This window comes from Streptomyces caeruleatus, assembly GCF_001514235.1.
In the GTDB taxonomy this organism is placed as follows: Bacteria; Actinomycetota; Actinomycetes; order Streptomycetales; family Streptomycetaceae; genus Streptomyces; species Streptomyces caeruleatus.
The window spans coordinates 341,111-357,167 of record NZ_KQ948931.1; the positions used below are offsets into that span (position 1 = coordinate 341,111).

The 16,057-nt window shown below is 70.6% G+C and carries 14 protein-coding genes; 6 read left to right on the forward strand and 8 right to left on the reverse strand.

Features of this window, described 5'->3' with window-relative positions:
• Positions 1–73: 73 nt before the first annotated feature.
• Entirely contained in the window at positions 74–757 is a 684-nt protein-coding gene (locus AQJ67_RS25180) for a hypothetical protein (RefSeq protein WP_062721344.1), read from the reverse strand.
• 174 nt (positions 758–931) lie between these two features.
• On the opposite strand from AQJ67_RS25180, the gene AQJ67_RS25185 reads away from it, so the two are divergent.
• Entirely contained in the window at positions 932–1,279 is a 348-nt protein-coding gene (locus tag AQJ67_RS25185) for a DoxX family protein (RefSeq protein ID WP_062721347.1), read from the forward strand.
• A 25-nt stretch (positions 1,280–1,304) separates the two neighbouring features.
• Here AQJ67_RS25185 and AQJ67_RS25190 read toward each other — a convergent pair whose 3' ends face one another.
• Together AQJ67_RS25190 and AQJ67_RS25195 are read right to left on the reverse strand one after the other, a co-directional pair.
• A complete protein-coding gene (locus tag AQJ67_RS25190; RefSeq protein ID WP_062721349.1) occupies positions 1,305–1,670 on the reverse strand; it encodes a PH domain-containing protein in 366 nt (121 codons plus the stop codon).
• A gap of 95 nt (positions 1,671–1,765) precedes the next feature.
• Entirely contained in the window at positions 1,766–2,242 is a 477-nt protein-coding gene (locus AQJ67_RS25195; RefSeq protein ID WP_062721351.1) for a hypothetical protein, read from the reverse strand.
• Positions 2,243–2,625: 383 nt separating this feature from the next.
• Between AQJ67_RS25195 and AQJ67_RS25200 the strand changes: the two genes are divergently transcribed.
• Entirely contained in the window at positions 2,626–3,903 is a 1,278-nt protein-coding gene (locus AQJ67_RS25200; protein WP_062721619.1) for a pectate lyase family protein, read from the forward strand.
• Positions 3,904–3,960: 57 nt separating this feature from the next.
• Here the strand turns inward: AQJ67_RS25200 and metG are convergent, their stop codons facing one another.
• On the reverse strand, positions 3,961–5,676 hold the full coding sequence (metG, locus tag AQJ67_RS25205; RefSeq protein WP_062721352.1) for a methionine--tRNA ligase: 1,716 nt from the start codon (positions 5,674–5,676) through the stop codon (positions 3,961–3,963).
• A gap of 188 nt (positions 5,677–5,864) precedes the next feature.
• Positions 5,865–7,748, reverse strand: coding sequence for a VWA domain-containing protein (locus tag AQJ67_RS25210; RefSeq protein WP_062721354.1), 1,884 nt, complete (start codon positions 7,746–7,748; stop codon positions 5,865–5,867).
• 277 nt (positions 7,749–8,025) lie between these two features.
• Here AQJ67_RS25210 and AQJ67_RS25215 point away from each other — a divergent pair, with 277 nt between their 5' ends.
• Complete coding sequence (locus tag AQJ67_RS25215; protein ID WP_062721355.1) at positions 8,026–10,122, forward strand: PhoX family protein; 2,097 nt, start codon at positions 8,026–8,028, stop codon at positions 10,120–10,122.
• A 22-nt stretch (positions 10,123–10,144) separates the two neighbouring features.
• Here AQJ67_RS25215 and AQJ67_RS25220 read toward each other — a convergent pair whose 3' ends face one another.
• On the reverse strand, positions 10,145–11,104 hold the full coding sequence (locus AQJ67_RS25220) for a LysR family transcriptional regulator (protein WP_062721357.1): 960 nt from the start codon (positions 11,102–11,104) through the stop codon (positions 10,145–10,147).
• Positions 11,105–11,276: 172 nt separating this feature from the next.
• Here AQJ67_RS25220 and snpA point away from each other — a divergent pair, with 172 nt between their 5' ends.
• The gene (gene snpA / locus AQJ67_RS25225) at positions 11,277–11,960 is read left to right on the forward strand and encodes a snapalysin (RefSeq protein ID WP_062721359.1); all 684 of its coding nucleotides are present in this window, start codon (positions 11,277–11,279) and stop codon (positions 11,958–11,960) included.
• A 173-nt stretch (positions 11,961–12,133) separates the two neighbouring features.
• Here the strand turns inward: snpA and AQJ67_RS25230 are convergent, their stop codons facing one another.
• Positions 12,134–14,089 carry an FUSC family protein gene (locus AQJ67_RS25230; protein WP_062721361.1) on the reverse strand — a complete coding sequence of 652 codons (1,956 nt, stop codon included), beginning with the start codon at positions 14,087–14,089 and terminating at the stop codon, positions 12,134–12,136.
• 305 nt (positions 14,090–14,394) lie between these two features.
• On the opposite strand from AQJ67_RS25230, the gene AQJ67_RS25235 reads away from it, so the two are divergent.
• Together AQJ67_RS25235 and AQJ67_RS25240 are read left to right on the forward strand one after the other, a co-directional pair.
• Positions 14,395–14,886, forward strand: coding sequence for a DUF2975 domain-containing protein (locus AQJ67_RS25235; RefSeq protein ID WP_062721363.1), 492 nt, complete (start codon positions 14,395–14,397; stop codon positions 14,884–14,886).
• Positions 14,886–15,155, forward strand: a complete 270-nt coding sequence (locus AQJ67_RS25240; protein ID WP_062721365.1) for a helix-turn-helix domain-containing protein — start codon at positions 14,886–14,888, stop codon at positions 15,153–15,155. The genes AQJ67_RS25235 and AQJ67_RS25240 overlap by 1 nt, the downstream gene beginning before the upstream one ends.
• Positions 15,156–15,160: 5 nt before the next feature.
• Here AQJ67_RS25240 and AQJ67_RS25245 read toward each other — a convergent pair whose 3' ends face one another.
• Entirely contained in the window at positions 15,161–15,961 is an 801-nt protein-coding gene (locus AQJ67_RS25245) for an alpha/beta fold hydrolase (protein WP_062721367.1), read from the reverse strand.
• Between the last annotated feature and the right edge of the window lie 96 nt (positions 15,962–16,057).

Here is a 16,057-nt window from a genome sequence, read left to right on the forward strand (position 1 = left end):
GATCTTTGCCGCCCCTCTGGCGCCTCACGGCCTTCAACGCGATGTCCGCGGTGTTCGGGACAGGAAGCCGCCGTCACTCCTCCCCGTCCGCCGGAGGCCTGAGCGCCTCCTCCTCCAGCAGTCGTTCCGCGATGTCGTCCGCCCAGGTCCGGGCCCACCGGCGGAGCGCCGGTACCGACTCCGGGGCGAGGCCGGCGGCGGTGACGAACTCGCGGTCGTCCAGGAGTTCCGTGGCCTCCAGGCGGGACTGGAGGTCCGCCAGGTCGAGGTCGTCCCAGGCGTGGCGGCGGCCCAGTTCCTCCAGGTCGGGGTAGGTCCAGTGGGCCGCGGCCGCGTGGACATCGGTGAGGTCGGGCACGGCGCCGCGGTCGGTGAGGGCCCGGACCTTCGTGCCGATGAGGTCCTCCAGGGACAGGGCCGGGCCGAGGCCGGTCGTCACCGGGGGCCGCCAGAAGGTCTCCTTCAGCAGGTCGACGGCACCTTCCGCGCCCGTGTCGGGGTCCGTGACGAGCAGCCGGGCGGAGAGCGGGTCGGCTTCCAGGGGGCGTACCCGCCAGCCGCGTTCCGTCAGACCGTGCCGGACCATGGCCGCGATCTGGTCCATGGGCTCGGGGTGTTCGGTCGCCAGCTCCACCGACCTCACGTGCCGGGTGGTCAGGCCGTGCGCCCGGACCGCGCAGTCGCCGGCCAGGACGAGCGGGTAGCGGGCGCCGACGGTGAGGACGTCGGAGGGGAGGTCGCGGGGCGGGGGCAGCATGGTGGGCCCGATTATCGCGGTCCCGCACCAAGGGACGTACGGCCAACATGCCGTCCGTTCGGCGTACCCGCCGCCAACCCCCTGGCTGTCACACTCGCCCGATGCCCGGCGTCAGTCCTGTGACGGATGACAAGGACACCGTCGTACCCGACCGCACACGCCGAGGAGCCCACCATGAACGTCGCACACGTAGTCGTCACTGTCCTGGCCGCCGCGATGGCCGGCTTCTCGGCGGTCGTCCTGCTGGCGCGCGCCGAGTGGATCGTGCGGGCGCTCACCGACTACCGCGTGCCCCGCTCGTGGTGGACCTGGCTCGGGCTGGCCAAGGGCGCGGGTGCCGTCGGGCTGGTGGTCGGGCTGTTCGTGCCGGTCATCGGCGTGCTGGCCGGGACCGGGCTGGTGGTCTACTTCGCCGGCGCCGCCGTGACCGTGGCCAGGGCCCGCTGGTACGCGCACATCCCGTACCCGCTCGTCTACGCCGCCCCCGTCGTCGGCGCGCTGGCCCTCGGCCGAGCCGCCTGACGACGGGGAAAGCGGACAACGGTCCCTACTTCGCCACGAACTGCGTCAGAATCGCCTGCACCTCGTAGATGTCCACACCCTTGGTGAACGTCTTCTCGATCGGCGTCGCCGACCCCGAGAGCCAGATCTTCAGCTCGGCGTCCAGGTCGAAGGTGCCGGCGGTCTCCACCGCGAAGTGGGTGATGCTGCGGTAGGGGATGGAGTGGTACTCCACCTTCTTGCCGGTGATGCCCTGCTTGTCGACCAGGATCAGGCGGCGGTCGGTGAACAGGATGGTGTCGCGTATCAGCAGGTACGCCGCGTGCACCTGCTCCCCGTGGCCCAGCAGACGCGCGTAGTCCTGCTGCGCCTGCCCCTGGTCGATGGTGTGCGCGTTTCCGAAGAGCGCCATGGATGGATCCCCCCACTTGACGGCCTGTGACGACCTTGCGTGATCTTCGCAATGTATAGCGCCTCGGGGGCTGCCAGGCATAGGGGCGTAAACGATCAGGTGTCGTACGAACCGTCCCAGGGCGCACCGAAACCCAGGTTGTCCGGATGGAGCTCGGCCCACGCCTCGCCCTCGTCGTCCCCCGTCACCAGGCCGAACAGCACGCCGTCGACAGCGAGTTGGAAGGGCCGGACGGCGATGTCCGTATACGTACGGCGGGGCAGGCTGCGCAGCCGGGTCGCGAGGTGGGCCCGGGCGCGGGCCAGCACCGAGTCGGGGCCGTGCGGGGCGCGCTGCTGCTCGGCCCAGGTGCCGGCGCACCAGATCTCCGACTCGCGGTACCTGCCCTCGGAGTCGAAGGTGTGCAGGACCGCATAGAGACGTTTGTGCTCTTCCCAGCCGGTGTCGAGGTCGAACCCCTTGGGGAAGGCCCAGGTGACCGACCCCATGAACTGCCCGTCTGCGTAACAGCCGATCGCCTCGGTACGACCGTGCGGCTCATACGCGATCGGGATGACCTCAGGGACTGCCATGGCGGAAACCATACGGTCGTGAAGGGGGACATGGTGGCGGCGGGGGGCGATCGATGCCAACCCAATGGGCAACATCCCCGTGATGCCCGCGACTTGACCACCGTTCAGTCAAAAGATTCACGGCAACCTTTCCGATCTCCGCGACCACGAAGGAGCCGGAAGCCCGTTCACCCGGGCCCGCTCGCCGACGCGCGAGCCTCACCGAAGAACGTAAGGACTCATTCGTGGCATCCCCTTCGCACCGCTCCACGCCCAGCTCCACGCACCGCTCCACGCCCAGCTCCACGCCCGGCTCCACGCCCGGCTCCACGCCCCGCTCCACCCCCCGCCCGTCCCACCGCCGCTCCCTCCGCGGGCGCCGCACCGTCGTCGTCACCGCCGCCGTGGCCGCTGCCGGCGTGGGTGCCGGTGTCCTCGTGCTGAACGCGAACGCCGGCCCGGTCGACCTGTACCACCAGTCCCTGCCCGCGAAGGACGGCTGGGCGGCCTCCGGCTCCGGTACGACGGGCGGCGCGAAGGCCGACTCCGCGCACACCTTCACCGTCAGCACCCGCGCCCAGCTCGTGAAGGCGCTCGGCTCGGTCACCGACACCACGCCCCGGATCATCAAGGTCAAGGGCACCATCGACGCCAACACCAGCGACACCGGCAAGAAGCTGACCTGCGCCGACTACGCCTCCGGCACCGGCTACTCGCTCTCCGCCTACCTCAAGGCCTACGACCCGGCGACGTACGGCAAGAAGGCGCCGGCGGGTGGTCAGGAGAACGCCCGTAAGGCCGCCGCGGACCAGCAGAAGAAGAACATCGTCTTCCGGGTCCCCGCCAACACCACGATCGTGGGCGTGCCGGGCACCGGCGCCGGCATCCGGGGCGGCAGCCTTCAGGTGCAGAACGTCAAGAACGTCATCGTCCGCAACCTGGCCTTCTCCGCCACCGAGGACTGCTTCCCGCAGTGGGACCCGACGGACGGCTCGGCCGGTGAGTGGAACTCGGCCTACGACTCGGTCACCCTGCGCGGGGCGACGAACGTCTGGGCCGACCACAACACGTTCACGGACGCGCCGACCTTCGACAAGTCGTTGAAGACGTACTTCGGCCGCAAGTACCAGATCCACGACGGCGCTCTCGACATCACCAACGGGTCCGACCTGGTGACCGTCGAGCGCAACGTCTTCGACTGCCACGACAAGACGATGCTGATCGGCAGCAGCGACACCGACAGCACCGGCAAGCTGCGCGTCACCCTCCACCACAACGTCTGGAAGGGCATCGTGCAGCGGGCACCGCTGGCCCGGATCGGCCAGATCCACCTCTACAACAACCTGTACGACACGACGACGCTCAACGGCTACACGCCGAAGTACAGCATCGACTCCCGCGCCAAGGCCCAGGTCGTCGCCGAGCACAACGCCTGGAAGCTCCCGTCCGGCGCCAAGGCCGCCAAGCTGCTGAGCGGCGACGGCACCGGCTCGATCGCGGGCACCGGCAACCTCGTCAACGGCACGTCGACCGACCTCGTGGCCGCCTACAACGCCGCGAACTCGAAGAAGATCAAGACGACAGTGAATTGGAAGCCGACGCTCACGGCCGGGCTCCAGACGTCGGCGAAGAACCTGGCGACGGAGCTGGCGGCGACGACCGGCGCCGGGGTCCTCAAGTAGAGAGACCCACGGCGTCGGCCTTTACAGGCTTCCGGGCTCCCTTACGCCGCTACGCCGCTACGCCGCCTCGCCGCCGAAGCGCTCCTTGTACGCCTCCAGGTCGTCGTCCGTGAGCTTGGCGAAGAGGACCGGGGGGACGGTGAAGGGGGTGCCGGCGGGTACGGACGTGAGGGAGCGGGCCTCGTCGGCGCTCACCCAGGTGGCCGTGTCGTCGCCGAGGGCGAAGGCCTGGCGCATGGCGGCCGCCGACGTCGGGATGAACGGCTCCGAGACCACCGCGTAGAGGTGGATCAGGTTCATCGCCGTACGCAGGGTGAGCGCGGCGGCGTCCTTGTCGGTCTTGATCTCCAGCCAGGGGGCCTTCTCCTCCAGGTAGGAGTTGCCCGCGGACCACAGGGCGCGGAGCGCTGCCGCGGCCTTGCGGAACTGGAGAGACTCCATCTGGGACTCGTACTCGGCGAGGAGCTCCGCGATCTGCTCGCCGAGCTTCGCCTCCGCCTCACCGGCCGCGGCGCCCGCCGGGACCTCCTCGCCGAACCGCTTCTTGGAGAAGGACAGGACGCGGTTGACGAAGTTGCCGAGGGTGTCGGCGAGGTCCTTGTTCACCGTGGCCGTGAAGTGCTCCCAGGTGAAGGACGAGTCGTCCGACTCGGGGGCGTTGGCGATCAGGAAGTAGCGCCAGTAGTCGGCGGGGAGGATCTCCAGGGCCTGGTCGGTGAAGACGCCGCGCTTCTGGGACGTGGAGAACTTTCCGCCGTAGTACGTCAGCCAGTTGAAGGCCTTGACGAAGTCGACCTTCTTCCAGGGCTCGCGGATGCCGAGCTCGGTGGCCGGGAACATCACCGTGTGGAACGGGACGTTGTCCTTCGCCATGAACTGCGTGTAGCGGACGTCGGTGTCGACGTCGTACCACCACGACTTCCAGTCGCGGGTCGACGGGTCGATGTCCGACCACTCCTTCGTCGCGCCGAGGTACTCGATCGGGGCGTCGAACCAGACGTAGAAGACCTTGCCCTCGGCGGCCAGCTCCGGCCACGTGTCCGCCGGGACGGGGACGCCCCAGTCCAGGTCACGGGTGATCGCACGGTCGTGCAGGCCCTCGGTCAGCCACTTGTGGGCGATGGAGGACGCCAGGTGCGGCCACACGCCGTCGTGGCGGGCGACCCATTCCCTGACCTCGTTCTGCAGCTTGGACTGCAGGAGGAACAGGTGCTTGGTCTCGCGGACCTCCAGATCCGTGGAGCCGGAGATCGCCGAGCGCGGGTTGATCAGGTCGGTGGGGTCCAGCACGCGGGTGCAGTTCTCGCACTGGTCGCCGCGCGCCTTGTCGTAGCCGCAGTGGGGGCAGGTGCCCTCGACGTAGCGGTCCGGGAGGAAGCGGTCGTCGGCGGGCGAGAACACCTGGCGGATCGCCCGCTCCTCGATGAAGCCGTTCTCGTGGAGCTTGCGGGCGAAGTGCTGGGTGATCTCGACGTTCTGGGGGCTGGAGCTGCGGCCGAAGTAGTCGAAGGCGAGTGCGAAGCCGTCGTAGACCGCTTTCTGCGCGTCGTGTGCTTGTGCGCAGAACTCGTCTACGGGGAGGCCCTGCTCCTTCGCCGCCAGTTCGGCCGGGGTGCCGTGCTCGTCCGTCGCGCAGATGTAGAGGACGTCGTGGCCGCGCTGGCGGAGGTACCGGGAGTACACGTCCGCCGGGAGCATGGACCCCACCATGTTGCCCAGGTGCTTGATTCCGTTGATGTACGGAAGGGCGCTGGTGATGAGGTGTCGAGCCATCGGGGGCTGCTCCCAGGTCGGTTTCTGTGTGCTTTGCGAACCTTGAAATCGTAGCCGACATGGGTGGGCCGCCCGCTTCCCGTTTTGAGGGGTGGGAAGGGGCGGCCGGGGATGTTCGGTGGTGATCTGTAGCTGTCGGTGGTGATCTTCGGTGGTGATCTACGGGTGCTTCGGGTGATCCACGGGGTTTACGGGCGCCAGTCGATCAGTACGCCGTCGTAGAGCTCCGCGTCCGTGAGCTCCAGGGGGGTCGGGCCCGCGTGGAAGAAGGCCGTGTTGTCGGTCTTCAGCTTGCGGAGGTAGTCGAAGGCCTTGTTGTCGTGGTCGCCGAACGCGATGAAGGAGAAGAAGACGGTGGGGTGGGTCTTCGCGGCGTTCGTGAGGGCCTGGGTGGCGGGGGTCTTCGCGTCGGGGGCGCCGTCGGTCTGGAAGACGACGAGGGCGGGGGTGCCGGGGGTGGCGTTCTTGTCGTAGTGGGCGAGGACGGCCTCTACGGCGGCGTGGTAGCTGGTGCGGCCCATGCGGCCGAGGTCCGCGTGCGCGGCGTCGACGGCGTTCTCGGGGGAGGTGGGGGTGAGGTCCGTGGTGCCGTCCACCTCCGTGGAGAAGAAGACGACGTGGAGGGAGTGGTTCGGGGCGTCGGGGTCCAGGTGCTCGGCGAGGGCGAGGGTCTGGTCGGCGAGGGCCTGGGCAGAGCCGTCCTTGTAGTACGGGCGCATGCTCGCGGAGCGGTCGAGGACGAGGTAGACCTTGGCGCGGGCGGTGGTGAGGCCGGCTTTTGCGAGGGCGAGGGTGGGCGGGGTGGCCTCCGGCTCGGGGTGCGTTGCTTCTGCGGGCGTCGGCTCGGCCTCGGCTTCGCCTTCGGCCTGGGTGTTCCCACCCGCACCACCCGTGCTGGTTTCGTCGTCGGCTGCGGCGGCCTCCGGCTCGGGCGTCGGCTCGGCCTCGGCTTCGCCTTCGGCCTGGGTGTTCCCACCCGCACCACCCGTGCTGGTTTCGTCGTCAGCTGCGGCGGCCTCCGGCTCGGGCGTCGGCTCGGCCTCGGCTTCGCCTTCGGCCTGGGTGTTCCCACCCGCACCACCCGTGCTGCTTTCGTCGTCGGCTGCGGGTGGCCCCTGTGGGGCGTCCCCGCCGTCGGCGGCCGCGGGCTCGGGCTCCGGGGCCTCGGGGGCAGCCTCGACGGGCTCCGCCTCGACCTCGGCGACGGGCTCCGGCTCCGCCGCAGGCTCCTCAGCGGCAGACGTCTCCTCGGCGACGGGCTCCACCGCGGCCGTCTCCTCGGCGACGGGCTCCACCGCGGCCGTCTCCTCGGCGACGGGCTCCACCGCGGCCGGCTCCTCAACGACCGGCGTCTCCTCCGCAACCGGCTCTACGACCTCCGGCTCCTCGACGGCAGGCGTCTCCGGGATCGTTTCCTCGGCGACGGGCTCCACCGCGGCCGTCTCCTCGCCCACCGGCTCTTCGGCCACCGGCTCCTCAGCCGCCACTGGCTCCTCGACGACCGGCTCCACCGCGGCCGGCTCCTCGCCCACCGGCTCTTCGGCCACCGGCTCCTCAGCCGCCACTGGCTCCTCGACGACCGGCTCCACCGCGGCCGGCTCCTCGCCCACCGGCTCTTCGGCCACCGGCTCCTCAGCCGCCACTGGCTCCTCGACGACCGGCTCCTCAGCCGCCCCTGCCGCCTCAGCCACCGGCTCCTCGACCACCGGCTCCTCGACCACCGTCGCCTCAGCCGCCCCCGCCGCCTCAGCCCCCGGCTCCTCCGCCACCCCCGTCGACTTCGGGACCGTCACGTTGTCGAAGGCGGCCGAGACCAGTTCGTGCTCTTCGTCTGAGTTGTCCTGATCGGTCGGCGGCTCGGTGGGCTCGGTGGGCTTGATGGAGTCCGGGGTCTGGCGGTCGGCGGTTCGGGGTTCCGGGACCTGGGCCTTCGGGGTCGGCTGGGGTTCCGGGGTCGGGGACGGGACCGTCGGCCGGGGTTCCGGCGAAGGCGTCGTCGCACCCTCTGCTTCGGCGGTACGCCCCTTGCGTGACCGGCCGAACGCGTTCCGCAGGAGAGTGAGAATGCCCATGTGCGCAACCCTTCGCGTGAGTTGATGCCCGTAGATCCCTGGCCAGGACGGACACGTAAGGTTAGCGGCCCCGGATGGCGATCTTGGGGAGGGGCTGCCACCTGAGCCCCTTGTCCGTCAAGGGCTGCATCGCGCCGAGTCCGCGCGTGGGCTCAACTTCGGTACCGCTACCTCTGGTTCACCTTTAGTTCATGCGGTCGCCCCGCTCCCGCACAGACGTGCCCCTAGCGTCCCCCACGCTGCATTCAAGGGGAAGTAAAGGGGAGAACAAGACACCATGCGCATTCCGTTGCCGATCATCAGAACGAACAGCGACTCGCACCCGGGTGGCCGGTCCGCCCTGACCTGCCGGTTCCGGTGTGGTGACGCGTGTTTCCACGAGGTGCCCAACACCACCACGAACCCGTACGTCGGTGACGTCATCGCCGAAGCCGTCAGCCGCCGCACCACGCTGCGCGCCGCCGCCGTCGTCACCGCGGCCGCCGCCGTCAGCGGCACCGTCACCGTGGCAGCGCCGAAGGCGGACGCCGCCGAGGCCGCCAAGGCCGCCGAGGCCGCCGGGGTGTCCGAAAGGGGCGGGTCCTCCCGGGGGCGGGGTGCGCGCGGTCTGCGCTTCAACCCGGTCGTGCCGAACACCGCCGATGTCGTGACGATTCCGGACGGTTACGCGCAGAACATCGTCATCCGCTGGGGCGAGCCCATTCTGCGGGGCGCCCCCGCGTTCGACCCGGAGAACCAGACCGCTGAGGCCCAGGCCAAGCAGTTCGGCTACAACAACGACTTTCTCGCGCTGCTTCCGCTGCCGGGTGAGCGCGACCGGCAGGTTCTCGTCGCCAATCACGAGTACACGGACGAAGTGCTCATGTTCCGCGGGTACGACGCCGCCAACCCGACCAAGCAGCAGGTCGAGGTCGCCTGGGCCGCCCACGGGCTCTCGGCGGTCGTGGTGGAGGGGGACCGGCGGACCGGGAAGCTGACCCCGGTGCCGCGGCATCCGATCAACCGGCGCGTGACCGCCACCAGCGAGTTCAAGGTCACCGGGCCCGCCGCCGGGTCCGACCTGCTCAAGACCTCCGCCGACCCCACCGGCACCAAGGTCCTCGGCACGCTCAACAACTGCTCCGGTGGCGTCACCCCGTGGGGCACCACGCTCCACGGTGAGGAGAACTTCAACCAGTACTTCGCCAACGCCACCCGTGCGACCGACAAGCGGTACGGGCTCGGGACCGGTGCGAGCGAGCGCAAGTGGGAGCGGTTCGACAAGCGGTTCGACGTCGCGCAGGAGCCCAACGAGCCGCACCGTTTCGGGTACGTCGTCGAGCTCGACCCGTACGACCCCACCTCCAAGCCGCGCAAGCACACCGCGCTCGGGCGCTTCAAGCACGAGGGCGCCACGGTCCGGCTGACCGAGGACGGGCGTCCGGTCGTCTACACCGGTGACGACGAGCGCTTCGACTACTTCTACAAGTTCATCGGCAGCAAGCGGATGAAGAAGGGGTCGAGCCGGGCAGTGCGGGAGCACAATCTCTCGCTGCTCGACGAGGGGACGCTCTACGTCGCCAAGCTCACCGGGGACTCGCCCGCCATCGAGATCGACGGGAGCGGGAAGCTTCCGGCCGACGGGGAGTTCGACGGCAGCGGCGAGTGGATCCCGCTGGCCACCGCCACCGCCGACGGCGCCGTCTCGCACGTCGAGGGCATGACCGCGGACGAGGTGTTCGTGTTCACGCGGCTCGCCGGGGACAAGGTCGGCGCCACCAAGATGGACCGGCCCGAGGACATCGAGCCCAACCCGCACACCGGCAAGGTGTACGTCGCCCTGACCAACAACACCAACCGCGGCGTCGGCTCCAACGCCAAGGCCGACGAGGCCAACCCGCGCAACGCCAACAAGCACGGCCAGGTCCTGGAGCTGACCGAGCGCTGGAACCGCGCCGACAGCAAGAAGTTCGCCTGGACGCTGTTCCTGGTCGCGGGCGACCCGAACGACCCGGCGACCTACTTCGCCGGGTTCCCGAAGGAGGACGTCTCCCCGATCTCCTGCCCGGACAACGTCGCCTTCGACTCGTACGGCAACCTGTGGATCTCCACCGACGGCAACCAGCTCGGCTCGCACGACGGCCTCTTCGGCGTCGCTACGCGCGGTGAACGCCGTGGTGAGCTGAAGCAGTTCCTGACGATGCCGAACGGCGCGGAGACCTGCGGGCCGGTGATTCAGGACCGCCGCGTGCTGGTCTCCGTGCAGCACCCGGGCGAGATCGACGGCGCGACGGCCGAGAAGCCGCTGAGCGCCTGGCCGGACGGGGAAGGGAAGATCAACCGCCCCGCGGTCGTCGCCGTCTGGCGCAAGGACGGCTGCGACATCGGCGTCTGAGCCGGTGCCGGGAGGGGCGCCTTTACGGGAGTGCTGGGACCGGCGGCTGCCGCTCACCGTCGTGTTCCAGCCCTTCCCGCTCCAGCCACTCCCGGTACGCCGGCGCCTGCCGTGCCACCTCCCCGTACGCCTCCTCCAGTGCGGGATAGACCCCGTCCAGGTCCGTCTCCGTACGGGCCGCGAGGAGCAGGCGTACGCCCAGGGGGTCGCCGTGCAGGCGCCGTACCGCCATGGTGGGGCTGTCGGGGTGGGTCGGCTGGCAGACGGCGACCACCTCGCCGGTGGCGACCAGGGCGTCGGCCGTGTAGTAGTCGCCGTGCAGGACGTGCGGGCTGACGCCGGCCGCGCGGAACATCCGCTGCACCGCGTCCCACTCCCCGTCGACCGTCGGGTCCACCATCCAGCGGTCGTCGGCCAGGTCGGGCAGGGTGACCTCCGCCTTCGCCGCGGCCGGATGGTCGGTCGGCAGCGACACGAACTGAGGCTCGCGCTCCATCAGCACCCGCAGCCGGAGTTCGGGCGGGATACGCAGGGGGCAGCCCTCGACCTCGTGCACGAAGGCCACGTCCAGCTGGCCGGCGGCGACCATGTGGAGCAGGGCGTTCGGGGAGACGTTCATGTGCAGGGTCGGATCCTGGCCGTGGCCGCGCAGCCGGCGCAGCCAGCCCGCCAGGGCCTTGCTCGCCGTCGACCCGACCCGCAGCTCCGCACCGCCGATCGCGGCCGCCCTCGCCTCCGCGACCAGGGCACGCATATCGGCCACCAGCGGCCGGGCCCGGCTGAGGACCAGACGGCCCAGCGGGGTGGGGCGGCAGCCGGTTCTCGCGCGTACGAACAGCGCGCCGCCCAGCTCCTGCTCGATCCGGCGCAGTTGCGTGCTGAGCGATGGCTGGGCCACGCCCAGCTGGCGCGCGGCCCGGTGCAGACTGCCGGTGTCCGCTATGGCGCACAGCGCGCGGAGGTGTCTGACCTCAAGGTCCATGCCCTCGCACACTAAAGCGGAACACCAGGTTTCACCAGCCGCACAAATCCCCCCGGATCCCTGCCAATTGGGGCCCCGATAGGGCGGTGCTATCACCGATTGCCATCATCACAGCGGCCCCACAGGCGCCGACACTCGCCTTGACGACTCACCCCCCACCCAGGAGTCATCAATGCGCATCTCCACATCCACATCCACATCCACGTCCCTGTCCGCCCGTACGGCGGTGGCAGTCGGTCTCAGTGTCGCGGCCCTCGGTCTCGGTACGGCGGCTCCGGCCACGGCGGCCCCCGCCCACACCGCCCAGGCCGGCTACGTCGCCAAGTCCGCCGAGTCCGACGCCAGTCGGGCGTTCTTCGAGGCGGTCCTGAAGTCCGTCGCCGAGAAGCGCGCCGCGAACCCGAGTGCCGCGGCGGCCGTCACCGTCACCTACGACGCCTCCGCGGCGCCCACGTTCAGCGCGCAGATAGCCCGCAGCACCGAGATATGGAACGGCGCTGTGTCCAACGTCAAGCTCCAGCAGGGCTCGAACGCCGACTTCACCTACCGCGAGGGCAACGACTCGCGCGGCTCCTACGCCTCGACCGACGGTCACGGCAACGGCTACATCTTCCTCGACTACCAGCAGAACCAGGAGTACGACTCGACTCGCGTCACCGCGCACGAGACGGGGCATGTGCTGGGGCTGCCGGACCACTACGAGGGGCCGTGCAGTGAGCTGATGTCGGGCGGCGGGCCGGGTACCTCCTGCACGAACTCCGTCCCGGACGCGAACGAGAGGGCCCGCGTGGATCAGCTGTGGGCCAACGGGTTCGCCGCGGCGATGGACAAGGCGCTTGAGAAGGTCGGCCGATAGGTCTGCCCGAGTTCCACCCCCCACATGGCGCGGCCGCTCCCCTGCACGGGGCGGCCGCGCCGGCTTTTTGGGCGCCTGACAGCTCGGGTGGTCTCTCCTTGTGGGCGGCTGCGGGCTGTGGGGGCTGGTCGCGCAGTTCCCCGCGCCCCTGGGGCGTGGCCGCCCAGGCCACCTCAATGAGGCGAGGCGATTGCTCTTGCCGCTGCCACTTCCTGCCGCAAGGGCTCCAGGACGCTGCCTGATGGGCCGGTGAGGTCGGTGCGGACCTCGTACAGGGTCTCCGCCTCCCTCACGCCCGCCGCCAGTTCCCGTAGTTGGAGGGCGACCTGGGTCACTTCGCCTGCGGACGGTGGGGGCGAGCCGTGTTTCACCCGTACCCGGGCCGCTGTCGTGGCGTCGACGATGCGTTCGACGGCGACGACCAGGGGCCACCAGGCCGCCGCGCGGCGGCCGGTGGGCGGGGGTTCGGTCAGGGCGCGTTGGAATTCGGTGCGGATGGCGGAGAGGTCGCGGTAGAGGCGGCGGCGCATGCGGGCGCGGGCCGCGGGGTCGACGGCGCCGGGGCCGAAGGCGCCCTCCACATAGCGGGCGGTGTCCGCAACGGCGTCGGCGAGGCGGTCGCCGACGCGGGTGTGCCAGCTCTCCGGCCAGAGGAGATAGCCGGCGATCAGCGCGATGGCGCAGCCCACGAGGGAGTCGACCAGACGGGGCAGCAGCAGGGCGGTGCCCTGGCGGTTCAGGACGTCGGACAGGAGCAGGATCACCGGGGTGATGGCGGCCGTCTGGTAGCCGTAGCCGCGCGGGGTGAGCGCGGGGACCAGCGGCGCGAGCAGGAGCAGTACGGGTACGTCCCACCAGCCGCGCGGCACCTCCGCGAGCACCGCCGCCGCGATCACCAGCCCGGCGACCGTGCCGAGGGCGCGCAGCAGGGCGCGGGAGAAGACGGAGCCGAAGTCGGGCTTGAGGACGAAGGTGATGGTGAGGGCGACCCAGTAGGAACGGGGGACCGGGATGATCGAGACGAGGACCTGGGCCAGCCCGATGCACAGGGCGAGACGCAGGCCGTAGCGCCAGGAGGCGGCGGAGAGGGTGACGCCCCGCAGGGCTCGGGCGGCCCGGTTGCCCAGCGCGGCCGGGCGGCCTAGGCGGTCGTCGATGCCGCGGGGGTCGACGTCCGGGCTGGTGACGACCTCGGCGGCGTGGCGCAGGGCGTGGTCGACCGCGCGGGCCGTCTCGCTGGTCGGGGTGGGGAGCCTCAGGCCTATCGGGCCGGTGTAGCCGGTCTCCACGGCGCAGGCCAGGTGCCGTACGGCCTCCGGGACCTCGGGCGGCAGGGGGTTGCCGCTGAGACGGGCGGCGGGGGCGGCCTCCACGACCGGGGTGATGGCGTTCAACTGGGCCAGCAGCCGGGTCAGTTCGGGGCTGCGGCCGTGGTGGCGGGCGCGGTGGGCGAGGATGATGTCGTACGCCTGATTCAGGGACTGGGTGACGGCGTGCCGGGCGTCGTCGTACGCCGGGGTGTCGCCGGTGCCGCTCTCTCCTCCGGCCGCCAGCAGCTCGGCGACCTTGCGGTAGGTGTCCGCGACCGCCGTCCGTTCCGGCACTCCCGACCTGAGCGGCCAGGCGAGCAGCGCGAGGAGCAGGACCAGCAGGCCGCCGCCGGACATCAGCAGCGGCGCCAGCCACCAGGCGCCCGGCATCGGAAGGCCCGCGCCGACCACGCTGGTCAGCAGCAGCACCAGGCCCGCCGCGGAGGCGACCGCGCCGATCGTCGAGATCATCCCGGAGACCAGCGCCACGCCGGTGACGGCCGCGACGGCGACCCAGCCGTGGCCGTACACCGCGGCGCCGAGGGTGATGCCGACGGCGCCGAAGAGCTGGGGGATCGCGATGGTGGGGATACGGACGCGGTAGGCGGCGGCGGTGTCGCTGATGACGCCGTTGAGCGCGCCCATCGAGGCGAGGGCGCCGTAGAAGGGGCGGTCGACGGCCAGCCCGACGGCCAGCGGGAGCGCGATGGCGATGGCGGCGCGGACCACCGCCGGCCAGTTGACGGGGGCGGGCTGGGCCCGGAGGTTCCGCACCAGCCAGTCGGGAGGGGTGAGGCCGATGGGGAACTCGCGGGACATGCGCCCATTATGAGCACCCTCGTTCCGGGTGCCGTCGAGGTCATCCCCGCTGGTGAAGCGTGACGTCCACGAGCAGGGCCCGGTGGTCGGTGCCGGTCAGGTCGAGGCCGTGGTGCCGTCGACTCCGTCGACTCCGTCGGCCGGGTCGAGCGGGAAGCGGCTGAGGACGACCGACCCCGCCGAGCTCGCGTGCGGGATGCCTGAATCCTCCCTCAAGGCGGGGCGAGTGGGGTGGAGACTTGTTCAGTCTATCGAAATTCGATAGATTCCCATCGCAACTCGATGGAATGCCGGAAGGTCGGGTCATGGGAAAGCTGACAGTGAGCGCGCTGCGTGTCGTGCTCGTGGTGGTGCTCGCCGGCACCGTGTTCGTACAGGCGGGGATGGTGTGGGCGTTGGTCAGCGGGAGCGACCCGGAGGACGGATCGCTCCCGCTGACCCCGCTGCGCGTGATCACGATCCTGGGCATGGTGTCGGTCCAGGTCGCCGTGGTCTGCGTATGGCGGCTGGTGACGATGGTGCGACGCGGAACCGTGTTCTCCCCCACCGCCTTCCGGTACGTGGACGGAGTGATCGGCGCGATCGTGGCGGCCTCCCTCGTGTGGTTCACGGTCACGGCCGTCAACGCGCCGGGCCAGCGGGAGGACCCGGGCGTCACGGTCATCATGGGCGGGATCGGCGTGGCCATCCTGGGGGTCGCCCTCATCGTGCTCGTGCTGCGGATGCTGCTCGCCCAGGCCGTGGCGCGTGACGTCGAAGCGACGCAGATGCAGGCCGAGTTGGACGAGGTGATCTGATGCCGATCGCCGTCGACATCGACGTGATGCTGGCCAGGCGCAAGATGTCCGTGGGCGAACTCGCCGACCGCGTGGGCATCACGCCCGCCAACCTGGCGGTACTCAAGAACGGCCGCGCCAAGGCGGTCCGCTTCGCGACACTCGCCGCACTCTGCGAGGTGCTCGACTGCCAGCCGGGCGACCTGCTGCGCTGGGAGGCCGAGGGTGTCGTGGAGGAGGATGACACGCCCAGGGCGGGCATGAACGCGTCTGGCACCGCCGGCCCGTGAATGGCCTAGAAACGGCTGTCGTCCACGCGGGCCAGGAGCTCCCCCAGCGCTTCGTCGAACTCCCCCGCCCGCTCCAGGTTCGGCATGTGTGCCGCCCCCTCGATCACCCGGAGGGTCGAGTCGGGTAGCGCGGTGTGCATCGCCTCCGCGTCGGACACGGGGGTGTAGGTGTCGTCGGCGCCCACGACGACCAGGGTGGGGACCGTGACGTGGGTCAGCAGGTCGCGGTAGTCGGGGCGTTCGGCGCGGCCGCGTAGGGCGGCTGCGGCGCCCTCGGGTGGGGTCGCCGTCATCATGCGGTGGACGTGGGCCTTGACCTCGGGGGCGGCGTAGGGCGCGACCATCTTCTCCAGTACCTCGTCGGCGTAGCCGCGCATGCCCTCGCGCAGCAGTCGGTCCGCCATGGCGCCCCGTGCCCGCTTGCCCTCGGGCGTCTCCGCGGCCGGGAACGTGTCCGCGAGGACCAGGCCGCGGATGCGGTGGGGGAAGCGGGCGTAGCACTCCATGACGATCTGGCCGCCCATCGACAGGCCCGCCAGCACGCAGGTCTCCACCTTCAGGTCGTCCAGCAGGGCCTCGATGTCCGCGGCGAAGACGGAGAGCGGGGTGACGCCCGGGACGACGGGGGAGGCGCCGTAGCCGCGCAGGTCGGGGGCGATGACCCGGCGGGTGGTGGAGAAGGCCTCGATCTGCGGGGTCCACATCGTGCGGTCGAAGGGGTGGCCGTGGACGAGGACGAGGGGGAGTGAGGAGGTGGCGGCGGCGACATCCACGCCTTTGTCCTCGTATGCGAGGAAGGGGCTCATGTGGACGACCCTAGATCGCCCCAACTGCTCGGTGCAATAAGATCTTTGCTCTCGGTGCAATCTGGGAATTCGGCATCCCGATCGGCCTTGATCGGC

What these genes read in the sequence shown, in the direction of transcription:
- AQJ67_RS25245 (WP_062721367.1), bottom strand. Translation starts at nt 15,961, where the DNA reads ATGAGCCCCTTCCTCGCATACGAGGACAAAGGCGTGGATGTCGCCGCC.
- AQJ67_RS25180 (WP_062721344.1), bottom strand. Translation starts at nt 757, where the DNA reads ATGCTGCCCCCGCCCCGCGACCTCCCCTCCGACGTCCTCACCGTCGGC.
- snpA (WP_062721359.1), top strand. Translation starts at nt 11,277, where the DNA reads ATGCGCATCTCCACATCCACATCCACATCCACGTCCCTGTCCGCCCGT.
- AQJ67_RS25215 (WP_062721355.1), top strand. Translation starts at nt 8,026, where the DNA reads ATGCGCATTCCGTTGCCGATCATCAGAACGAACAGCGACTCGCACCCG.
- AQJ67_RS25210 (WP_062721354.1), bottom strand. Translation starts at nt 7,748, where the DNA reads ATGGGCATTCTCACTCTCCTGCGGAACGCGTTCGGCCGGTCACGCAAG.
- AQJ67_RS25190 (WP_062721349.1), bottom strand. Translation starts at nt 1,670, where the DNA reads ATGGCGCTCTTCGGAAACGCGCACACCATCGACCAGGGGCAGGCGCAG.
- AQJ67_RS25235 (WP_062721363.1), top strand. Translation starts at nt 14,395, where the DNA reads ATGGGAAAGCTGACAGTGAGCGCGCTGCGTGTCGTGCTCGTGGTGGTG.
- metG (WP_062721352.1), bottom strand. Translation starts at nt 5,676, where the DNA reads ATGGCTCGACACCTCATCACCAGCGCCCTTCCGTACATCAACGGAATC.
- AQJ67_RS25220 (WP_062721357.1), bottom strand. Translation starts at nt 11,104, where the DNA reads ATGGACCTTGAGGTCAGACACCTCCGCGCGCTGTGCGCCATAGCGGAC.
- AQJ67_RS25230 (WP_062721361.1), bottom strand. Translation starts at nt 14,089, where the DNA reads ATGTCCCGCGAGTTCCCCATCGGCCTCACCCCTCCCGACTGGCTGGTG.
- AQJ67_RS25185 (WP_062721347.1), top strand. Translation starts at nt 932, where the DNA reads ATGAACGTCGCACACGTAGTCGTCACTGTCCTGGCCGCCGCGATGGCC.
- AQJ67_RS25195 (WP_062721351.1), bottom strand. Translation starts at nt 2,242, where the DNA reads ATGGCAGTCCCTGAGGTCATCCCGATCGCGTATGAGCCGCACGGTCGT.
- AQJ67_RS25240 (WP_062721365.1), top strand. Translation starts at nt 14,886, where the DNA reads ATGCCGATCGCCGTCGACATCGACGTGATGCTGGCCAGGCGCAAGATG.